19 protein-coding genes are annotated in these 18994 nt (G+C 71.3%); 12 read left to right on the top strand and 7 right to left on the bottom strand.

Features of this window, described 5'->3' with window-relative positions; genetic code table 11:
* Nucleotides 1-65: 65 nt before the first annotated feature.
* Both OHN74_RS15640 and OHN74_RS15635 read left to right on the top strand, forming a co-directional pair.
* Nucleotides 66-1721 carry a serine hydrolase gene (locus OHN74_RS15640; protein WP_327695176.1) on the top strand — a complete coding sequence of 552 codons (1656 nt, stop codon included), beginning with the start codon at nucleotides 66-68 and terminating at the stop codon, nucleotides 1719-1721.
* 63 nt (nucleotides 1722-1784) lie between these two features.
* On the top strand, nucleotides 1785-2141 hold the full coding sequence (locus tag OHN74_RS15635) for an immunity 51 family protein (protein ID WP_327695175.1): 357 nt from the start codon (nucleotides 1785-1787) through the stop codon (nucleotides 2139-2141).
* 427 nt (nucleotides 2142-2568) lie between these two features.
* Here the strand turns inward: OHN74_RS15635 and OHN74_RS15625 are convergent, their stop codons facing one another.
* The 3 genes from OHN74_RS15625 to OHN74_RS15615 all read right to left on the bottom strand — a co-directional run bounded on the left by OHN74_RS15625 (nucleotide 2569) and on the right by OHN74_RS15615 (nucleotide 5804).
* Nucleotides 2569-2943 carry a VOC family protein gene (locus OHN74_RS15625; RefSeq protein WP_327695174.1) on the bottom strand — a complete coding sequence of 125 codons (375 nt, stop codon included), beginning with the start codon at nucleotides 2941-2943 and terminating at the stop codon, nucleotides 2569-2571.
* A gap of 293 nt (nucleotides 2944-3236) precedes the next feature.
* Nucleotides 3237-4256, bottom strand: coding sequence for a hypothetical protein (locus tag OHN74_RS15620; RefSeq protein WP_327695173.1), 1020 nt, complete (start codon nucleotides 4254-4256; stop codon nucleotides 3237-3239).
* A gap of 72 nt (nucleotides 4257-4328) precedes the next feature.
* Nucleotides 4329-5804 (bottom strand): beta-1,6-galactanase, encoded by a 1476-nt coding sequence (locus tag OHN74_RS15615; protein ID WP_327695172.1) that lies wholly within the window; start codon nucleotides 5802-5804, stop codon nucleotides 4329-4331.
* A gap of 233 nt (nucleotides 5805-6037) precedes the next feature.
* Here OHN74_RS15615 and OHN74_RS15610 point away from each other — a divergent pair, with 233 nt between their 5' ends.
* The 4 genes from OHN74_RS15610 to OHN74_RS15595 all read left to right on the top strand — a co-directional run bounded on the left by OHN74_RS15610 (nucleotide 6038) and on the right by OHN74_RS15595 (nucleotide 9106).
* Entirely contained in the window at nucleotides 6038-6835 is a 798-nt protein-coding gene (locus OHN74_RS15610; protein ID WP_327695171.1) for a class E sortase, read from the top strand.
* A 102-nt stretch (nucleotides 6836-6937) separates the two neighbouring features.
* Nucleotides 6938-7261: a DUF6412 domain-containing protein gene (locus OHN74_RS15605; RefSeq protein ID WP_327700142.1), complete on the top strand. Its 324-nt coding sequence runs from the start codon at nucleotides 6938-6940 to the stop codon at nucleotides 7259-7261.
* A 112-nt stretch (nucleotides 7262-7373) separates the two neighbouring features.
* The gene (locus tag OHN74_RS15600; protein WP_327700141.1) at nucleotides 7374-8138 is read left to right on the top strand and encodes a YidC/Oxa1 family membrane protein insertase; all 765 of its coding nucleotides are present in this window, start codon (nucleotides 7374-7376) and stop codon (nucleotides 8136-8138) included.
* Between the two features lie 110 nt (nucleotides 8139-8248).
* A complete protein-coding gene (locus tag OHN74_RS15595; protein ID WP_327695170.1) occupies nucleotides 8249-9106 on the top strand; it encodes a fumarylacetoacetate hydrolase family protein in 858 nt (285 codons plus the stop codon).
* Here the strand turns inward: OHN74_RS15595 and OHN74_RS15590 are convergent.
* The 4 genes from OHN74_RS15590 to OHN74_RS15575 form a co-directional block, all read right to left on the bottom strand.
* On the bottom strand, nucleotides 9093-10592 hold the full coding sequence (locus OHN74_RS15590; protein WP_327695169.1) for a condensation domain-containing protein: 1500 nt from the start codon (nucleotides 10590-10592) through the stop codon (nucleotides 9093-9095). The genes OHN74_RS15595 and OHN74_RS15590 overlap by 14 nt on opposite strands.
* 100 nt (nucleotides 10593-10692) lie before the next feature.
* The gene (locus tag OHN74_RS15585; RefSeq protein ID WP_327695168.1) at nucleotides 10693-11583 is read right to left on the bottom strand and encodes an LLM class F420-dependent oxidoreductase; all 891 of its coding nucleotides are present in this window, start codon (nucleotides 11581-11583) and stop codon (nucleotides 10693-10695) included.
* 74 nt (nucleotides 11584-11657) lie between these two features.
* Nucleotides 11658-12197: a heme-degrading domain-containing protein gene (locus OHN74_RS15580; protein WP_327695167.1), complete on the bottom strand. Its 540-nt coding sequence runs from the start codon at nucleotides 12195-12197 to the stop codon at nucleotides 11658-11660.
* Complete coding sequence (locus tag OHN74_RS15575; RefSeq protein WP_327695166.1) at nucleotides 12194-13303, bottom strand: Gfo/Idh/MocA family oxidoreductase; 1110 nt, start codon at nucleotides 13301-13303, stop codon at nucleotides 12194-12196. Before OHN74_RS15575 ends, OHN74_RS15580 begins: the two co-directional genes overlap by 4 nt.
* Before the next feature lie 612 nt (nucleotides 13304-13915).
* Between OHN74_RS15575 and OHN74_RS15565 the strand changes: the two genes are divergently transcribed.
* The 6 genes from OHN74_RS15565 (at nucleotide 13916) to OHN74_RS15540 (ending at nucleotide 18764) form a co-directional block, all read left to right on the top strand.
* Nucleotides 13916-15055 carry an ROK family protein gene (locus tag OHN74_RS15565; protein WP_443060554.1) on the top strand — a complete coding sequence of 380 codons (1140 nt, stop codon included), beginning with the start codon at nucleotides 13916-13918 and terminating at the stop codon, nucleotides 15053-15055.
* Between the two features lie 87 nt (nucleotides 15056-15142).
* Nucleotides 15143-15568 (top strand): hypothetical protein, encoded by a 426-nt coding sequence (locus tag OHN74_RS15560; protein ID WP_327695165.1) that lies wholly within the window; start codon nucleotides 15143-15145, stop codon nucleotides 15566-15568.
* Nucleotides 15569-15728: 160 nt separating this feature from the next.
* The gene (locus OHN74_RS15555; protein WP_327695164.1) at nucleotides 15729-16487 is read left to right on the top strand and encodes a hypothetical protein; all 759 of its coding nucleotides are present in this window, start codon (nucleotides 15729-15731) and stop codon (nucleotides 16485-16487) included.
* Nucleotides 16488-16605: 118 nt separating this feature from the next.
* Nucleotides 16606-17385, top strand: coding sequence for an HAD-IIA family hydrolase (locus OHN74_RS15550; RefSeq protein ID WP_327695163.1), 780 nt, complete (start codon nucleotides 16606-16608; stop codon nucleotides 17383-17385).
* A gap of 119 nt (nucleotides 17386-17504) precedes the next feature.
* Nucleotides 17505-18086 (top strand): hypothetical protein, encoded by a 582-nt coding sequence (locus OHN74_RS15545; RefSeq protein ID WP_327695162.1) that lies wholly within the window; start codon nucleotides 17505-17507, stop codon nucleotides 18084-18086.
* A 6-nt stretch (nucleotides 18087-18092) separates the two neighbouring features.
* Complete coding sequence (locus tag OHN74_RS15540) at nucleotides 18093-18764, top strand: class F sortase (protein ID WP_327695161.1); 672 nt, start codon at nucleotides 18093-18095, stop codon at nucleotides 18762-18764.
* Nucleotides 18765-18994: the final 230 nt, after the last annotated feature.

The following is an 18994-nucleotide window of genomic DNA, read 5'->3' as shown; positions in this document are numbered from 1 at the left end:
CGCGAATGGCCCCCGAATGGCTCGTCGACGCGACAGGCGTCGAGGCAGGGCCTTCACTGGAGAACATGTCTCGCCTTGACCAGGCGCACGCCCGGCGCCTTCGCTCCGCTGCGGTACTGGGTCTGATCGCGGCCCTGGCCGGCAGCGGCTGCACGGGTATCGACGCCGACGCCGACACCTCCGCCGCCGTCCACAGGGTGGCCGCCGCCCAGGCGTCGCGGCTGCCCACCGTCCCGCCGGCCCAGCCGCCGCCGAGGCTCACGCGGGCCAAGGTCGACGCCGCGGTGGACCGGCTCGACGGAGTCGTACGGGACGCCATGCGCAGGACCGGTGTGCCGGGGGTCGCCGTCGGGGTGGTCCATGACGACGAGGTGCTGTATCTGAAGGGCTTCGGCGAACGGAAGGCCGGCGCGGAGGGCAAGGTCGGCCCCGACACCGTCTTCCAGCTCGCCTCGGTCTCCAAGCCGGTCGCGTCGACCGTGGTCGCCGCGGCCGTGGGCGAGAAGACCGTCGGCTGGGACGACCCGGTCGTCGAGCACAGTCCCGGCTTCGCCCTCAAGGACCCCTGGGTCACCCGCCATGTCACGCTCGCCGACCTGTTCTCGCACCGCAGCGGGCTGCCCGACCACGCCGGGGACCTCCTGGAGGACCTCGGCTACGACCGCTCGTACATCCTGGAGCGGCTGCGCCACGAACCGCTGACGCCGTTCCGTGCCAGCTACGCGTACACCAACTTCGGGCCGACCGAAGCCGCGGTCGCCGTCGCGCGGGCGGCGGGCACCAGCTGGGAGAAGCTGTCCGCCGACAAGCTGTACCGGCCGCTGGGCATGGACTCCACCAGCTCCTCCTTCGCCGACTACGAGAAGGCCAAGAACAAGGCCGTCACCCATGTGAGGCAGGGCGACACCTGGCAGGCCGAGTTCGTGCGGGACGCGGACGCGCAGAGCCCGGCGGGCGGGGCCAGCTCCACCGTCCGGGACATGGTGAAGTGGCTCCGACTACAGCTCGGCAACGGGGAGTTCGAGGGACGGCAGGTCGTCGACGGCGCCGCGCTGGACGAGACCCACCTGCCGCACATCGTCTCCGGGCCGCCGCACACGCCGGCGGGCAGGACCGGGTTCTACGGGCTCGGCTGGAACGTCGGTTACGACGACGAGGGCAGGCTGAAGCTCGGCCACTCCGGCGCCTTCGCCATGGGCGCGGCCACCAACGTCACGCTGCTGCCCTCGGAGAACCTCGGCATCGTCGTCCTCACCAACGGCGAGCCCATCGGCGTACCCGAGGCGATCGCCAGTACCTTCCTCGACACCGCGCAGACGGGTGGGCCCACGGTCGACTGGCTGACGTTCCTCGGCCCGGTCATCCAGCGGGCGGCGGCGGGCGAACGCTCCGAGACCGACTACACCAAGCCTCCGCCACGGCCCGCACCGGCCAGGGCGGACAGCGCCTACACCGGAACGTACGCCAACGACTTCTACGGCCCGATGACCGTGAGCGCCCAGGGCGACGACCTCGTCATGCAACTGGGGCCGAAGAAACAGCGGTTCACCCTGCGGCACTACGACGGCGACACCTTCAGCTACCGCACCACGGGCGAAAACGCCGTCGGGCTGTCCGGCGTGACCTTCGGCGGCTTCGGTACCGGGTCCGACTCACGCGTCGGCAAGGTCCGGGTCGAGAACCTCGACACGACCGGGCTCGGTACCTTCACCAGGGAGTGAGCGACGTTCAACCCGACGAGCCGGGCGTGTTCGATTGTCAGTGGCGGCCCATATGGTCGGCGCATGACTGATCGCGACACTTTCGCCCCCCTGGTCTTCTTCGAGTACGACCACAAGCCCGGCAGTTACTGCCTCATGCTCAGTGACCAGCACATGCTGGCCACCGAGAAGGTCTTCGCGGACCGCGGGTACGAAGGCGGTGGGTACAGCTGGGCCGGCGTGGCACGATCCGCGGTGCGTTCACTCGCCCCCGAACTGACCGACCGCTTCGGCCTCGACCCCGAGGCGGGTATGTGTGTCGCGTACGGCGAGGACGCGGACGCCCTGCGGGCCCTGGCGCCGCTGCTGGTGCGGGCGCTCGAAGACCACCGTCTGCTGGGGGAGTTGATCGACGCGGGCGAGCCGGAGTGGTTCGACTGAGGCAGTCCGCGACCGACGCGCGAGCGCATCCGCGGCCGCTTCCGACGCGGGCGTGCGACCTGCTCCGCACCCGGAGTGACGATCTGCCGCCTGCCCGGGATCGAGAGCGGAGACCGAAGCGCCGGCGGCGGAGTCACCCCGGCCTCACGCGTGAGAAGTGAGGGCCGTGGTCTTCCTCCTCTCCGACTCTCCGACGCGTCCTCCTTCATCACCGGAGCGGAGATCCCCGTCGACGAAGGCCTCACCGCGCACGGCGGAGTCAGGTCCGTGTCGGACGCGATGAGGCCCCAGGCACCGGACGTACCGGGCCGGCCGACCGTCGGGTGAACCGCCCCCGGGCCCCGCAAGGCCCACGGGCGGCTACAGGTACGGACAGCCACATGTACGGATACGGATCACAGGTACAGGCAGCTACAGGTACGGACGACTACAGGTACGGGCGGGTGATCAGCTCGATCGCGTGGCCGCCGGGGTCCTTGAAGTACACGCCTCGGCCGCCGTGCTCGTTGTTGATCTCGCCAGGGTGTCGCATCTGGGGGTCGGCCCAGTGCTCGACGCCCTGGTCACAGAGCCGCCGGTACGCCCGGTCGAACAGCTCGTCGTCGATCAGGAACGCGTAGTGCTGCATCTGGATGTCCACCGGCGGCTCGGCGAACTGCAGCAACACCCCGTCGGGGAGCTGGATGTTGGTGAACGGGCCCCAGGAAGGCGCTTCCGGCAGTTCCAGCAGCTCCCGGAAGAAGCGGGCCGACTCCTGGCGGTCCTTGGACGCGATGATGGTGTGGTTGAACGCGACTGTCATTCGGCTGACCTCAATATTGTTCGACACGAGGAACGGACTCGGAGTGCACAAGCACTGGGAGGTCCGCGTGCCGAACTGGGCGCCGAAGTGGATGTCGAACCGAGCGGGTGCCTTCTGCGCACCCGCCGCAGGGTCAGACCTCCACCGGACAGCCGATCCGTGTGTGGCGTCGAAGCGCCGGTCCGGTGTTCATGTCGGTGACGCTACTTGATCCGGCCGACCACTTCAACGGGCGGACAGGGGGCGGAAATCACGGCCCCCGACCGCCCCACCCGACCTCGTCCTCGCGCCCCCTACACCGCCACCCGCCCGTGGCATCCCTCGTAAGCGGTCCCCGAACCGCACCAGCAAACCGCCCCCCGCTGCGGAGGCCACCCCACAGCCTTCCCCCGGGCCGCCAGCGTCGTCGCGTACTGCGGCAACAGCTCCACAGCCCCCGGAGACGACTGCTCCGAAGCCGCGAACGCCTCGTAGGAAGGCACCGTCCCCGTGACGATCCCCAGGTTGGCCGTGCCGGAGGCCGCCAGCTCCCGCAGGGACGCCTCTATCGTCGCGAGGTGCTCCTCGTGCGAGGGGTACTCGTCCGCCAGGCCGGGATACGCGGTGACCAGCTCCGTCAGTTCCTCCGCCGGCCAGTGCAGGACCGCCACCGGGAACGGCCGGGACAGCGCCTCCCTGAACGCGCCCAGTTCCGCCCGCAGCCGGGAGATCTCCGCCTGCAGCTCCGCCGGGTTGTCCGAGCCCAGGGACCAGACGCGCTTGGGGTCGTGGAGCTCGTCCAGCGACACCGGCGACGAGTGGAGGGTGTCGGCCAGGGTGTCCCATTCGTCGTGGGCGACACCCAGCATCCGGCGTACGCGGTGGCGGCCGTAGAGGAGCGGATGGGTCGAGTACGGGGGTTCCTGCGCGTCCGAGACCAGCAGACGGGCCGCCTCCGTGAACGTCTCCTGGGCCGCCTCCAACTCGTCGTGGGACTCCAGGGACTCCGCGACGATCACCCAGGGCGCCGGGTCGCGCGGGCGGGCCGCGCGGACACCGTCGATGATCGCTCGGGCCTCCGCCTCGTGGCCGTACTCCCACAGGTTCGACGCCTTCAGGGCCCGCACGAGGTGCGGGTTCTCCAGGGAGGCGGGGGACTGCAGCAGGCGGTCGTACAGGGCTGACGCGGCGGGGCGGTCGCCGGCCAGTTCCAGGTGGGCCGAGGCCTGCACGAGCAGGTGTTCGGCGTCCTCGGGGTAGAGGCCGGCGGTCCGCTCCAGGCGGGCCGCTTCGGCGATGTGGTCGACGTTTTCCGGAGGCGTGTCGGGGCGCATGAGATCACCGTACTGCCGACGCCCGACAAAGAAGAGAGACAGTCGGCACAGTGCCGACCGTCTCTCCTCGGCTCAGATGGTCACGCCGTCCACCTGCAACGTCTGCACCGCGCCCGCCGCGAACGGCACCGCCACCGTCTTGCCGCTCAGGTACCTGTCCGAGCGGGCCGTGTAGAGGTCACCGCCGCCACCCGTCACCGTGTTCCAGCGCGGGACCAGACCGCCCGAGCCGCCCGTCACCGTGGTGAAGTTGCCGAGGTTGAAGGTCAGCGTCTGGGCCGACGTGGACGTGTTCAGGGCCACGATCACCAGGCGCTTCGCGCTCGCGTCGTACGCCGCCACCGCGTAGCTGACGCCCGTGTCGAGGATAGTCATGCCGGGGCGGATGTGACGGCTGAACTGGGCCATCACGTAGTGCTTCGTCTGGACCGTCGTCGGCTGGAGGGTGCTCGGGTCGTAGGCGATCATCGCCCAGCCCGCCGTCGGGTCCATGACCTGCCAGTACACCCAGGCCGTGGGGTGCAGCCACCGGAAGTCGTAGAGGAGGTTCGACGCCAGGGTCAGGCCGGTCCCGTCCTTGTCGCCCGTCTCCGAGTTCCACAGCTTCTTGCCGGACGTCGTCACCACGTCCGTGTAGAGGAGGTCGCGGCGGCCACCGGAACCCTGATAACCGTGCACGTTGACCTGGTTCACCAGGGCCTTCGTCGACGATCCGAAGGCCGCCCAGGTCGAGCGGGCCACGTCGTAGTTCGTCTCGTCCGAGGCCGAGATCTTCACGCCCGTCAGGCCCCGGGCGTTCAACTCGCTTCGCATGTACGGGAGTACGGCGGCCTGGACCGACGAGTCCATGTGGCAGCCCTCCTGCGTGCCGGTGGCCGTCCACCAGCTCGCCGAGGGCTCGTTGAAGGGGTCCACCGTCGCGAAGTTCACGCCCCAGTTGTTCTTCGCGTACAGGGCCACGGCTGCCAGGTGCGAGGCGTGCTGGCGGTAGTTCCAGGTCTGGAGGTTGTTGCCGCCGCCCGAGGCACCCGACGGGTTGTGGTTCGAACACATCCACCACATGGGCGAGTTGGCGAACAGCTCGGTGGTCGCACCGCGTGCCACCGCCTTCGTCAGCGCCGCCCGCTGTGTCGCGTCGGCGCTCCAGTCCCAGGCCGAGGACGTGGGGTCCTCGTTGTTCCAGTCCTGCCAGTAGCCCTCGATCTGCTTGTACGCCGGGATGTTCGCCGACGCCACCATGGTCGTGCCGCCGACGCTGTTCCAGCTGCACGCGCCGAGGTTGTAGCGGGCGATGTTCAGGCCGAGGCCGGGCAGCGACGTCCCGTTGTACGTCACCGACTTGGTGGTGAAGAAGAGGTCCGCGAAGTCGTCCCGGGCGCCGAACACATTCGCCCACCAGGCGAGCGAGGTGCCCCAGCCTTCCCAAGTCCCGTACTTCGTCGCGGGGTTGACGGTGATGGTCGCGTCGGCCCGTGCGGTGCCCGTCGCCAGGGCGCTGCCGAGGACAGTGCCTCCTGCCGCGGCCAGCAGCGATCTGCGTCGGATCATGGCTTCTCCGTCCGGATGTGACCTGCCCCGTTCTTGCCAGAAGGAAGCATCAGGTGCGGCGCGTGGGGTTGTCGAGAGTTATGACAGCGCTTTCTAAAACCATTGGACAAAGGGGGCTCACAGGGAGGGGACGGACAGGGGAGGGGGACAGGGCCGGAGGCAGGCCTGGTGACTTCGCGAGGTCTGGCCTATGGTGCGCCCGACCCATGTGAGGGCGCGGAGGAGGCGTACGCATGCGGGCTCGGGCTTCTGTCGTACGGCACCGCACGCTCCGCCGGCGCGCACTCCGCCGCCGCGTGGCGTGGAGCTGCGGCGAACTCCTCGTCACCCTCGGCACCGTCCTCGCGCTCCTCGTCGTCCACCAGCTGTGGTGGACCAACCACCAGGCCGAGCAGGGCGCCCAGCGGGAGGTGCGGGCCCTGGAGGAAGAGTGGGGGAACCCCGCGGGTCCCGGCGGGAGCCAGGACGGCCCGGCGGGCCGGGAAAGCGGCTCCGATCCATCGGGCTCCGCCGACTCCTCCGGTGCCGTCGGCCGGGACGGCACCCGGCTCGCCAACTCCAGCTACTCCACGCCCAGTTGGTCCCAGGCGTACGCCATCCTCAGCATCCCCCGGCTCGGCCTCCGCGTCCCCGTCGCCGAGGGCGTCAGCAAGCCGGCCGTACTCAACAAGGGGTACGTCGGCCACTACCCCGGCACCCAACAGCCGGGCCAGGCCGGGAACTTCGCCCTCGCCGGGCACCGCAACACCCACGGCGAACCCTTCCGGTACATCAACCGGCTGCGACGCGGCGACGCCGTCCAGGTCGAGACCGCCGACGCGGTGTACTCGTACACCGTCGACCGGACCCTTCCGCAGACCTCCGCCCGCGACGACGGCGTGATCAGGGCCGTCCCCCGCTCCATCGTCAGGCCGGCCTACGGCTACCGAGCCCCCGGCTACTACCTCACCCTCACCACCTGCACCCCGGAGTACACGTCCCGTTACCGTCTGGTCGTCTGGGGCAGGCTCACATCGATGCGACCCCGCTGAGCCGAGCCGGGCATCCTGTATAACGAACAGCAGGACGCACGCACCGCAGAGCACCGCACCGCAGTGCAGCGCAGACAGTCGTACGAGAAGGGGGGCGTGGGCATGATCCGGAGCTGGAGTCCGGTCCGGGTGAACCCGCGTACCGCCGCCGCGCTGTTCCTGCTCCTCATCGAGGTCGCCCTGCTCGACGCGGGCAGCCTCTCCGCCGCCGTCGCCCTCGCGGCGACCGCCGCGGCCGGGTCCGCGTTCGTCGCCTGCTCGCTCATCGCCTCGCGCTGTGCGCCCGCCGTGCCGCCCACCCGGGTCCGTACGGCCATCCGCGACCGCGCCCGCCGCACGGCCTTCCTGCCGCAACGGGACCCCGACGCCCGCGGCCGTACCCGCCCCCGCGCCCCCGGACTCGCCCTCCCGACGGCCACCGCGTAGGGCACGCAGCACCACAATCCTCTGTGGCGTGCCCCCGCGCGGGTCGTCCTGCCGATCTCTCCTCATCCCGGCACGACGAGACCCCTCGGAGGGCTCACCCATGTCCACCTTCCTGTCCGCTTTCGCGGGCCTGGTCGCCCATCTCGCCGACCTGCTCCAGCCCCTCTTCCACGCTTCCTCGGCCGCCGTCGCGATCATCCTGTTCACCGCGTTCGTACGACTCCTCGTGCACCCCCTGTCCCGTGCGGCGGCGCGTGGCCAGCGGGCCCGTGCCGCGCTGCAGCCGCGCGTCGCCGAGCTGCGGAAACGGCACGCGAAGGACCCCAAGAAGCTCCAGCAGGCGATCATGGCACTGCACGCCGAGGAGAAGGTCTCGCCGCTGTCGGGGTGCTTCCCGAGCCTGTTCCAGTTGCCGGCGTTCTTCCTGCTCTACCACCTCTTCTCCAACCCGGAGATCGGCGGCCGGACCAACGGTCTCCTCACCCACCAGCTGTTCGCCGCGCCGCTCGGCGACCGGTGGGCCGACGCGCTCGGCGGTGACGGGATCCTCGGGGCCGCCGGGCTCGTCTACCTCGGCCTGTTCGTCCTTGTCGCCGGTGTCGCCACCTTCAACTACCGGCGTATGAAGCGAGTGATGGCGGCCAACCCGATGTCGGTGAACACCGGAGGCGACGAGGCGGTGCCCGGGCTCGCGTCCGCCGCGAAGTTTGCGCCCTTCATGTCCTTCTTCACGCTCTTCTCCGTGGCCGTGATGCCGCTGGCCGCCGCGCTCTACATGGTGACCAGCACGACCTGGAGCGCCGTCGAGCGGGCGGTGCTGTACCGCTGGCAGCTCGCGCCGGTGACCGCGGGATCCCCTACGGGGTCCACTACGTGAACCGGGTATTGCGGACAGGCCGTCTACCTTGGACGATCGACCAGTCCTCCGATGAATAATGACCGAGGGCATGGCCGGGGACGTAGACGTATCCGAGGGAGAGATCGATCATGAAGCTGCTGCGAGTCGGTACGGCAGGGGCTGAGCGGCCCGCACTGCTCGACACCGAGGGAACCCTGAGGGACCTGTCGGGAGTCGTCCCGGACATCGACGGACCGCTGCTCGCCGACGACGCGGCGCTCGCCCGGATCAGGGCCGCCGCCGACGCCGGTGAGCTGCCCGTGCTGGACGCGACCGGACTGCGGATCGGGCCTCCGCTGGCCCGTATCGGCAAGATCGTGTGCATCGGGCTCAACTACCACGACCACGCCCGCGAGACCGGCGCCGAGCCGCCCGCCGAGCCGGTGATCTTCTTCAAGGCGGCGGACACGGTCGTCGGGCCGTACGACACGGTGCTTGTGCCGCGTGAGTCGACGCAGACCGACTGGGAGGTCGAACTCGCGGTAGTCATCGGACGTACGGCCCGTTACCTCGGCTCGCACGAGGAGGCGCTCGCGCATGTCGCGGGGTACGCGGTCGCGCACGACGTGTCCGAGCGCGAGTTCCAGCTGGAGCGGGGCGGGACCTGGGACAAGGGGAAGAACTGCGAGACGTTCAACCCGCTCGGGCCCTGGCTGGTGACCGCGGACGAGGTGCCCGACCCGCAGGCCCTCGGACTGCGGTTGTGGGTGAACGGTGAGCTGAAGCAGAACGGGACGACCGCCGAGCAGATCTTCGGGGTCGCCGAAGTCGTGCGGTACGTCAGCCAGTTCATGACCCTGTACCCGGGTGACGTCATCAACACGGGTACGCCGGCCGGGGTTGCGCTGGGTGCGCCCGAGCCCAAGCCGTTCCTTCGGGCCGGGGATGTGGTGGAGCTGGAGATCGGGGGGCTCGGGCGGCAGCGTCAGGAGTTCAAGGACGCGTGAGCGCTCCGCTGGGGGCGGGATCTTCGGCTGCGGGTCCGTGGGGGCTGGTCGCGCAGTTCCCCGCGCCCCTGTCGGTGGGCGCGTCCCGCGCCACCGACCTGATCAGGTTTCGCAGCTCGGCCACGTACAGGCGCATGTTCTTCTGCGCGATGTCCGTGTCCGGGTAGCGGGCCGCGAACTGGAGGCCCTCGTGGAGGCGGGTGGTCCAGGCGCACACCTGGTCGCCGTAGGAGACCCGGATCAGCCCGTACGCCTTCAGGTCGTCCCACCGCTCCGAGCCCGCGATGCCCCGGGTGTCGACGAACGACACGATCGAGTACAGGTCCGGTGAGGTGGGCCGGAAGTCGGAGCCCAGCAGCTTCAGCACCCGGGCGATGGGCATCCTCGACAGCGGTCGCTTGGCCCGCAGCGCGGTGCGGACCAGGTCCAGCGCGCCGTCGAAGTCCGACACCTGGCCCACCGGGATCTCGATCGGCGCGCCGCCCACGTACCAGCCCACCGAGTCCGACCACTCGGACCTGGCCCGGGTGTGGAAGGGCACGACGGTGCGGTACACCTGCTGGCCGCCGATGTCCCGCACGATGAGAGCGGTGGCCGCGAGGATGCCGGTCATGCTGCCGCCGTACGGACGGCAGTACGCCTCGAAGGCCGCCGCGTCCGCGTCGTCCGTGAGCCACTCCCGCATCAACTTCTGGGTGGGGAGCGGTCCTTCGGGGTCGAGGCCGAGGTCGACGGGGAAGTTCGGCAGCCTGCCGTCGCACCGGGCGATGAACTTCCGCCACTCGTCGACGATCGCGTGCGTCTCGTCGATCCCGTCGGCGTGCGTACGCTCGCTCGCGCAGAAGTCGACGTAACTGGCGACCGGCGCAGTGTCCAGCGTCCTGCCGTCGAGGGCGGCCGTGTAGAGCTGGTGGATCTCGTCGGCGATACGGAAGATCGAGTACGAGTCGACGTTGGTGTGGTCGAACGCCATGTACACGCTGGTGCTGTCGTCCCTGACGACCGCGCTGTAGATGAAGTTCGGCCAGGTCAGCGCGTCCGCCGCGATGTCGAACCGATCCTGCAGATAGCGGGGCAGCACCGCTCCGTCCCGGAACTCACCGACGTCCTCGCGGTGCAGGACGACGTCCTCGGGGGCGAGCGTGAAGCGCCGCAGCTCGTCGTCCGGGGAACCGGGTGGGCCGTCGACCCACCGGAATCCGCTGCGCAGCGTCTCGTGCCGCAGCGTCCAGGCCCGCAACGCGCCCTGGAGGACGTCGAGATCGACCCGTCCGGGGATGTCGAAGGCCGTACCGAGCCAGGTCGGTACGAACAGGCCGTCCTCGCGCACCGTACGCGCGGTCCGGACATGGGCCTCCTGCACGTACGCCGGTGGGCGGGTGTCCTCCGGCAGTTCGGCGGCGCTCTCGACGGTCGTCGGATGCAGGGTCCAAGTCACGAGCCGTCCGGGCCGGATCTCGCAACGGTGGATATCGGTCAATCGCACGGGACTTCTCCGTTCGCATGCGTGTCACCGGGCTCCTGGATCCCGCCCGATGACACGTGCAGACCAACGACCGAACACATCCGGAGGAAACGCCGCCGGTTCAGGGCTTCAGCAGGCCCGCCAGCCGGCGCCAGCCGTCGCGAGGGAGGGTGCCCCTGCTCTGGTCCTCGATGACCTGGAGGGTGACATGGTCCGCGCCCGCCGTGTGGAAGGCGTCGATCCGCTCACGGATCCGGTCCTCGCTGCCCCAGGCGAACACCGCGTCGACAAGACGGTCGCTGCCGCCGTCCTTGATGTCGTCCTCGGTGAAGCCGATACGCAGGAAGTTGTTGGTGTAGTTCGGCAGGGCCAGATACATGGCGAGGGTGCCACGGGCGGTCGTCCGGGCCCGTTCCGGGTCGGTGTCCAGTACGACCTTCAACTCCGGTGCCAGCAAAGGCGTTTCGCCCAACGCTTCACGAGCCTGCGCGGTGTGCTCGGGGGTCACCAGATACGGGTGCGAGCCGGCGGCGCGGTCCCGCGAGAGCCCCAGCATCTTCGGGCCGAGCGCGGCCAGCACCCGGCGGTCGGCGGACAGTCCGGCCGCGTCCAGGGCGTCGAGGTACTCGACCATCGAGGCGTACGGGCGACGGTAGCGGTCCGCCATCCCGGCGTGGCTCACCCCCAGGCCGAGCAGGAAGCGGCTGGGATGGGTCGCCTCCAACTCCGCTACGGCGGACGCCGTTTCGGTGGCCCCGTGCTGCCAGATGCTCTGGATGCCGGTCGCCACGACGAGCCGCGAGGTCGCCCGGACGAGCGGGACCGCCTGCTGTACGCCCGGGCTGCCGCCCAACCAGAGGGCGCGGAAGCCCAGTTCCTCCAGTTCGGCGGCGGCCTCGGTGCGCTCGGTGAGCCCCTCGCGGTCCTCCGAACGCAGCCCGAAACTCCAGATGCCGTACCGCCCGACGGTTTCCTTCAGTGAGCCGACCTGTGACGTGCTGACCTGGGTCATCGGTTCTGTTCCCCTCCGAGTCCGGATGCCGTGCCTGGCTCCCTGAAACGGAGGGTCCCTCGGGATAATTCCCGTCACACCTTGAGGAAGATCTCCAGCGCCTCCACGACCATGCGGTGGTCCTGGAGCTGGGGCAGCCCCGACACCGTCACCGACCCGATCACGCCGACGCCCTCGACGGTGATCGGGAACGAGCCGCCGTGGGCCGCATAGGTGTCGGGGTCGAGGCGCGAGTCGTCCTCGAACGTCGTGCCCTTGGCGCGGAATCGGGCGCCCACCAGGTAGGAGGGGGCGCCGTAGCGCTCCACCACCCGGCGCTTGCGGTCGATCCAGGCGTCGTTGTCGGGGGTCGAGCCGGGCAGGGCGGCGTGGAAGAGCTGCTGACCGGCCCGGTGGATGTCGACGGCCACCGGCGCCTGCCGCTCCCGCGCCAGCTCCACCAGCAGCGAACCCAGCGCCCACGCGTCCTCGTACGAGAACTGCCGGAACACCAGGTGCCGTTGCTGTGCTTCGAGTTCCTCGACGCTCGGGGTGAGTTCGGGCGCGATGCGCGGCCCGAGCGACGGCTGTCCGCTCACCTTGTGGCTGCCGGCCTTCTGGCTGTGGCTGGTCATCGCAGGGTCACCGTCACCTTCTCGTTCGCGGAACGCCGGGCCGCCTCCAGCACGTCGAGCGCGGCTGCCGCCTCCAGCGCGGTCACCGGGTTGGGACCGCCGTCGCGCAGGGCCGCGGCGATCGCAGAGTAGTACTTCTCGTACGAGCCGGGCAGTGTCGGCTCCGGTCGTCCGCCACCCGTGAGCGGGGACTCGCCGGCCCCGACGCGCCCCCACATGCTCTCGGGTTCGAGCCCCCAGCCCGCGTCCCCCGGCCGCCCGCCCGCCTTCAGGGCGTCCTCCTGCGGATCGAGGCCGTACTTCACGTACCCGGCCCGCGAGCCCAACACCCTGAACCTCGGCCCGAGTTGGGCGGTGGTCGCGGAGACGTACAGATGGGTGCGGACGCCGCTCGTGTGGGTGAGGGCGATGAACGTGTCGTCGTCGGTCTCGGCGCCCTGGCGGCGGATGTCCGTCTCGGCGTACACGGAGGCGACGGGGCCGAAGAGGACCAGTGCCTGGTCGACGACGTGACTGCCGAGGTCGTACAGCAGGCCGCCGAACTCCGCCGGGTCGCCGGACTCGCGCCAGCCGCCCTTGGTCTGCGGTCGCCACCGCTCGAACCGTGACTCGAACCGCCACACGTCGCCCAGCTCGCCCTCCGCGACCAGCTTGCGGAGCGTGCGGAAGTCATGGTCCCAGCGGCGGTTCTGGAAGACGGAGAGGAGCAGTCCCTGCTGGTCGGCGAGGGCGGCGAGGTCACGCGCCTCGGCCGCCGTGCCCGCGACCGGCTTGTCGACCACGACCGGCAGACCCGCCTTGAGTGCGGCGGTGGCCAGCGGGACGTGCGTCTTGTTCGGGGACGCGACGACGACCAGGTCCAGCTCGTCGGCGCGGGCGAACAGCTCGTCCGGGGTGGCGGCGATCCGTACGTCCGGGAACCCGGCGCGGGCCTGCGCCTGCCGCTCGGGGTTCGCCGTGACGACCGTGTCGAGGACGAGGCCCTCGGTGGCGGCGATCAGCGGGGCGTGGAAGACGGAGCCCGCGAGGCCGTACCCGACGAGGCCGAGGCGGAGGGGTGCACCGGACGTGCGGGGCATTCCAGTCGTACCAGTCGTACCAGTCATGCCGTCCACTTTGGCAACGCTGTTGCCAAAGTGCAAGCGCCGGGGACAATGGTTCGCGTGAACAGGACGAACGCCACCCCCACCACGACCGCCACCGTCACGGTTCCCGGGGTGAACCTGCCGGCCCTGCGCAGCCACAACGCCGCACTCGTCCTCGACCTCCTGCGCACGGCCGGTGCCGAGGGCATCAGCCGCCTCGAACTGGCCGAGCGGACCGGTCTGACCCCCCAGGCGGTCAGCAAGATCACCGCACGTCTGCGCGCAGAGGGCCTGGCCGCCCAGGCGGGCCACCGCGCCTCGACGGGCGGCAAGCCGCGCACGGTACTGCGGCTGGTGCCGGAGGCGGGCCACGCGGTGGGCGTCCACCTGGACCGGGACGAGGTGAGGGTGGTGCTGGTCGACCTCATGGGGACCGTGGTGGGGGAGCGGCGAGCGCCGCTGGACCTGGGCGCGGGCGCGGATGAGGTGGTCGAGGGGGTGGCCGGCGAGGTGGAGGCGCTGCTCGGGGGAGGGCTGGGGGGCGCTGGGGGACTGCTCGGCGGGGGGCCGGGGACGAGCGGGCTGCCGCGCGGGCAGGTCGGAGCGCTCCTTGGCGGAGGGCCCGGGAGGAGCGTGGCGCTTCGCGGCGAGGGGGCGCGGGAGTGGGAGGTACTGCCGGGCGGGCGGCCCGGGGCGAGCGGGGCGTCGCGCGGGGAGATCGCGGTGCTGCTTGGTGGGGAGCCGAGGCAGGGTGAGGCGCTGCTTGGTGGGGGGCCCGGGGAGGACGAGGCGCCGCTCGGCGGAGGGCCGGGGGATGCCGGTGGACTGTCCGGCGGGAAGTCGGGAGCGAGCGAGGTGTCGCGCAGGGAGGCCGGGGCGCCGCGCGGCGGGTGGCACGGGAGGAGCGGGGCACGGCTCGGCGAAGGGTCGCCGAAGGCCGAGGCGCTGCTCGGCGGGGAGCCCGGAGAGCTCGGGGACCCCGGAGACCCCGGGGAGGCCGTCGTCCCAGGCGAACCAGGGGTGGCCGGGGAGGTCGGCAGGTCCGGTGCGATTGGCGGGCCCGGTGAGGCCGGTGGGCCCGGCGGGCCCGGTGGGTCGGGTGTGCGAGGCGGTGTCCTGCTCGGGGTCGGGGTGGCTCTGCCCGGGCCGCTCGATCACGTCCGGGGCGTGCTGCACCGGGTCACCGGGTTTCCCGAGTGGGACGGGTTTCCGTTGCGGGATGCGCTGGCACGGCGGCTCGGGGTGCCGGTCGCCGTCGACAAGGACACCAACGCCGCCGCGCTCGGGCTGGCGCTCGGGGGCGAGGGCGGATCCTTCGCCTACCTCCACCTCGGTACGGGGCTCGGGGCCGGTCTGGTGATCGGCGGCGCGCTGCACCGGGGGACCAGGACCGGCGCGGGCGAGTTCGGGCACCAGGTCGTCCAACTGGACGGGCCGCCCTGTAGCTGCGGCGACCGAGGCTGCATCGAGGCGCTGTGTCTCGGCGCCGTTGCGCGGGGCGACCTGGACGAGGCGGCCCGGGTGCTCGGCGCCGGCGCCGCGAACCTCGTGGGGCTGCTGGACATCGACCGGGTGCTGCTGGGCGGTCGTACCGTCGCCGCGGAACCGGAACGGTTCGTACTAGGGGTAGCCGCCGTTCTCACCGGCCGCGCCCGGCGCGAGGGCGCCGAGCAGCCGGTGCCCGTGCGGGTCGCCCCCGGCGGGGCGCGCGGAGTCGCCGAGGGCGCGGCCCAACTGCTCCTCGCGCCGCTGTTCGGACGGGCCGAGGGATAGCGGGACCACCGCCCGTGCGACTCCTCCCTCCCCCTTCCCCGGAAAAACTCCGTGGGGCCGGCCGCCCAATCCTGCGATCCTCAGCCCATGACCGCACGCAACCGGCGCCGGCGCCGCAGCCGCAGACTTCCCCGGCATCGTGCCTGGCCGCTGACCACCACCGACGTCAACGAGTCCCTCGGTGATCTCGCCTCCCACATAAGGGAGTTGAGCTTCCTCACCGGGACCGACAGCGGGACGATCGTGCTCGGAGCCAGGTGGCTCGCCCCCGAGTCCCGCACCTACGGCGGGGGCATCCACCCGGACAGCGTCGGCTTCTACGTGGACGTCCACCCGGTCGACGCGGCCGACCGAGCCGTCATCCGCGCCACCCTGAAGGAAGCCGCACTCCCGCAACTCCACGCCTGGATCGCGCAGGGCCTCGCCGGCCCCGAGACCTGGCGCCAGACCCACCACCTCCACTACTGGCGCCTCACCGACGGCCATCTCACCCACGCCGACGAAGAAGCGTGAATCACCGCCGCGTCCCCCGCATCCGCCGCGTCCGTCGCATCCGCCGATCGGGCGCATTCGCGAGCCCGTTCGGGGCGTAGCGCCACACCCCCCGGAGCGGTGCCGTCCACCGACCCCACCACACCGGCATGGTCATGTGTTCATGCGACTGTGTACCTGCGTGACCACGACCGTCACCGCGACCGTGACCGCCGCCCTCCTCGCCGCGCCGGGCGCCCTGGCCGCCCCCGCCCTCGCCCCCGCGGCCACCTGCGCCACCGCCCCCACCGACCGGACCTTCCCCCTCACCACCCGCATCCACGGCGGCCCCGCCGCCTACGAAGCCGGTGGTGAGCACCGGACCTGGCGCCTCGACCTCACCAACAACACCGCCCGCGTCTGCACGGACATCCACCCCGTCCTCGTACTCGTCGACGAGCGCCGTGCCCTGACGACGGCTCAGCCGCGCCTGGAGTTCTACGACGAGCACCGCACCCGCCCCTACCCGGTGCGGTTCGAGGCCACCGACGCCGACGAGACCATCGGGGTGTTCGACGGCGACGGGTTTCCCGGGTTCACCGTCGGGCCCGGGCGGACCGTCTCCGTGCGGGTGCGGCTCGCGATCGGCGCCGGAGCGGTGGCCAACGACGTCGTCGCCAACGCCGCCGTGGTCCAGCGGCACGACGGCGACGGCGACTGGGTCGGCCAGTCCAACGACTACCGTTTCCGCGTCGTAGCCCCCGCCTCCTCCGCCACCGACCCGTCGTCCACCCGTCCCGTACCCGGCGTACGGGACGGACTGCCACCGCACATCGGCGAGCTCGCCGGCACCGGTCGGCACGACACCGCCCTCCGCCTCGCGGGCATCGCCCTCGCCCTGGTGCTGGCCGGTGCCGGAATGATGCTGCTCGCCCGGGTCCGACCCGTGGGACGGACATAAACCGGCCATTCCCCCAAGATCCGGGCTGTGACAGGCTGGGGCGCACGCGACACCTCGTACGCGTGTACGGAAATGCTGGACGCAACGCAGATCGCAGTGCAGGAGCAGGAGACCGGACATGGCAGACCGCAAGCCCATCGACTCGTGGCTCACCGACATGGACGGTGTGCTCATTCACGAGGGCGTGCCGATCCCCGGCGCCGATGCCTTCATCAAGAAGCTGCGCGAGTCGGGCAAGCCCTTCCTGGTGCTCACCAACAACTCGATCTACACCCCGCGCGACCTGCACGCCCGCCTGCGCCGCATGGGCCTGGAGGTGCCCGTCGACAACATCTGGACCTCGGCGCTCGCCACCGCCAAGTTCCTCGACGACCAGCGCCCCGGCGGGACCGCCTACGTCATCGGCGAGGCCGGCCTGACCACCGCCCTGCACGACATCGGGTACATCCTCACCGACCACGAGCCCGACTACGTGGTCCTGGGCGAGACCCGCACCTACTCCTTCGAGGCCATGACCAAGGCTGTACGCCTGATCGAGGGCGGCGCCCGTTTCATCGCCACCAACCCGGACGAGACCGGCCCCTCCACCGAGGGCCCGCTGCCCGCGACCGGCGCGGTGGCCGCACTGATCACCAAGGCGACCGGCCGGAAGCCGTACTTCGCGGGCAAGCCGAACCCCCTGATGATGCGGACCGGGCTGAACGCGATCGGCGCCCACTCCGAGACCAGCGCGATGATCGGCGACCGCATGGACACCGACGTCCTGGCCGGCATCGAGGCCGGGATGCAGACCTTCCTGGTGCTCACCGGTCTGACCGGCCCCGACCAGGTCGAGAACTTCCCGTACCGCCCGTCCAAGATCGTCAACTCCATCGCGGACCTCGTCGACCGCGTCTGAGCCGGTCGTCCTTCGCGCCCGAGCCAAACCATCCACAACCCGTACGGAGCAGCCGTACCCGCTCCGGAGATGCGGACCGGGGCCCGGAGGAGGAGTCTCCAGATGTCTGGAGGTTCACGATGGGTTTTGTGCGGCTCACTCTCTGTGCCGGTGCCACGGTCGCCGCAGCGCTCGCTCCCGTACCCGTTGCGTTCGCCGCCGGCGGGGGCGTCTCGGTGACTCCGGCGTCCCCGGCACCCGGCAGCGACGTACGGCTGGTCGTACGCGGCTGTACGGGCAAGACGGGGACCGCGAAGTCGGAGGCCTTCGTCGCCGATGTGCTGCTCGCCGTGCAGGGGCAGGACGGGGCGCTCGTCGGCGGGTCCCGCGTCCGCTCCTCGCTCGCGCCTGGCACGTACGACGTCACGGTCGGCTGCGGCGGGCAGGAGGGCAAGGTCAGGGGCGTGATCGCCGTGGCCGCCAAGGAAGCGGACGAAGGGGCCGACAAGCAGTCCCCCGTCGAGCCCTCCCGTACGGCCGCCGCCTCGCCCGTCGCCCCCGTGCCCGCCGGTGGTGGCGGTGCGGCGGAGGAACTGGCCGCCGACGAGGCCCGGGGCACCGGCCCCGGCACCCGGCAGGCGGTGGTCGGTCTCGTCCTCGCGGGTGTGGCGGCGGTCGTCGTCGCGGTGCGCGGGTTCCGCCGGGGCCGTGGGACGGACTGAGACGCCATGTCCGACGACGACCGCGAACGATCCCCCGGCACCGGGCGCCTGACCATGGGCGTGACCTGGGCGCTGCTGCTTCTCGGGCTGTGGCTGTGGGGCCGCGAGATGACCGACGTACGCCATGGCATATCCGCGCCGACCACCGGCGACGTCGCCGCCGTCGGCCGCCCCCCGGACCCCGAACTCCCGCCCGCGCACGAACCGTTGAGCGGCGCCCTGCCGCAGCGCGTGGACATACCCGAACTCGGCGTGCAGGCCCCGGTGGTGGCCCGCGGCCTCGACCGGCTCGGCGCGATCGACCCGCCGCCCTTCGACCAGGCGGGCGTCGTGGGCTGGTACGGATCCGGCACCCGGCCCGGCGCCGCCGGTACCGCCCTCCTCGTCGGACACGTCGACACCGAGACCAGGCCCGCCGTCTTCTACAAGGTCAGCACCCTGCGGCCGGGCGCGACGATCCGGGTCACCCGCGCCGACGGCAAGGTCGCCGAGTTCACCGTCGACGACGTCCGGGTCCTGTCCCGCGACCGCTTCGACGCCCAACAGGCGTACGGCACACGGCAGTCGGGCCGCGCGGAACTCCGGCTCATCACCTGCGGCGGTACGTTCGACCGGGCCTCCCGCACCTACACGGCGAACGTGATCGTGTCGGCGTACCTGACGGGCGCGGCCGTCTGACCCTGCCCTCCGGTACGTCCCTCCCAGTCCCAACCTGCCCGGTCGACGACCCGCTCCCCCCAGAGCCGTCGACCGGGCTGGTCCTCGACCGCGGGCGCACGGGCTGCGGGAGTAACCCGGCGACCGGCGCGGGAGGTTCGGTGCCCGCCCATGATTACGGACGGTGAACTGATGGCCGGGGGCTGGGGCCGTCTGAGACGACTGTAGAACGGATGAGCGCCTAGGCCTAG

The organism is Streptomyces sp. NBC_00459 (genome assembly GCF_036013955.1).
Lineage (GTDB): Bacteria > Actinomycetota > Actinomycetes > Streptomycetales > Streptomycetaceae > Streptomyces.
Note: the sequence above shows the minus strand (reverse complement) of the source record. Positions and strands in the feature narration are given on the sequence as shown.

Excerpts from the sequence above, each read along its gene's own strand:
- OHN74_RS15640 (WP_327695176.1), top strand. The coding sequence starts at position 66 with ATGTCTCGCCTTGACCAGGCGCACGCCCGGCGCCTTCGCTCCGCTGCG.
- OHN74_RS15635 (WP_327695175.1), top strand. The coding sequence starts at position 1,785 with ATGACTGATCGCGACACTTTCGCCCCCCTGGTCTTCTTCGAGTACGAC.
- OHN74_RS15625 (WP_327695174.1), bottom strand. The coding sequence starts at position 2,943 with ATGACAGTCGCGTTCAACCACACCATCATCGCGTCCAAGGACCGCCAG.
- OHN74_RS15620 (WP_327695173.1), bottom strand. The coding sequence starts at position 4,256 with ATGCGCCCCGACACGCCTCCGGAAAACGTCGACCACATCGCCGAAGCG.
- OHN74_RS15615 (WP_327695172.1), bottom strand. The coding sequence starts at position 5,804 with ATGATCCGACGCAGATCGCTGCTGGCCGCGGCAGGAGGCACTGTCCTC.
- OHN74_RS15610 (WP_327695171.1), top strand. The coding sequence starts at position 6,038 with ATGCGGGCTCGGGCTTCTGTCGTACGGCACCGCACGCTCCGCCGGCGC.
- OHN74_RS15605 (WP_327700142.1), top strand. The coding sequence starts at position 6,938 with ATGATCCGGAGCTGGAGTCCGGTCCGGGTGAACCCGCGTACCGCCGCC.
- OHN74_RS15595 (WP_327695170.1), top strand. The coding sequence starts at position 8,249 with ATGAAGCTGCTGCGAGTCGGTACGGCAGGGGCTGAGCGGCCCGCACTG.
- OHN74_RS15585 (WP_327695168.1), bottom strand. The coding sequence starts at position 11,583 with ATGACCCAGGTCAGCACGTCACAGGTCGGCTCACTGAAGGAAACCGTC.
- OHN74_RS15580 (WP_327695167.1), bottom strand. The coding sequence starts at position 12,197 with ATGACCAGCCACAGCCAGAAGGCCGGCAGCCACAAGGTGAGCGGACAG.
- OHN74_RS15575 (WP_327695166.1), bottom strand. The coding sequence starts at position 13,303 with ATGACTGGTACGACTGGTACGACTGGAATGCCCCGCACGTCCGGTGCA.
- OHN74_RS15560 (WP_327695165.1), top strand. The coding sequence starts at position 15,143 with ATGACCGCACGCAACCGGCGCCGGCGCCGCAGCCGCAGACTTCCCCGG.
- OHN74_RS15550 (WP_327695163.1), top strand. The coding sequence starts at position 16,606 with ATGGCAGACCGCAAGCCCATCGACTCGTGGCTCACCGACATGGACGGT.
- OHN74_RS15545 (WP_327695162.1), top strand. The coding sequence starts at position 17,505 with ATGGGTTTTGTGCGGCTCACTCTCTGTGCCGGTGCCACGGTCGCCGCA.
- OHN74_RS15540 (WP_327695161.1), top strand. The coding sequence starts at position 18,093 with ATGTCCGACGACGACCGCGAACGATCCCCCGGCACCGGGCGCCTGACC.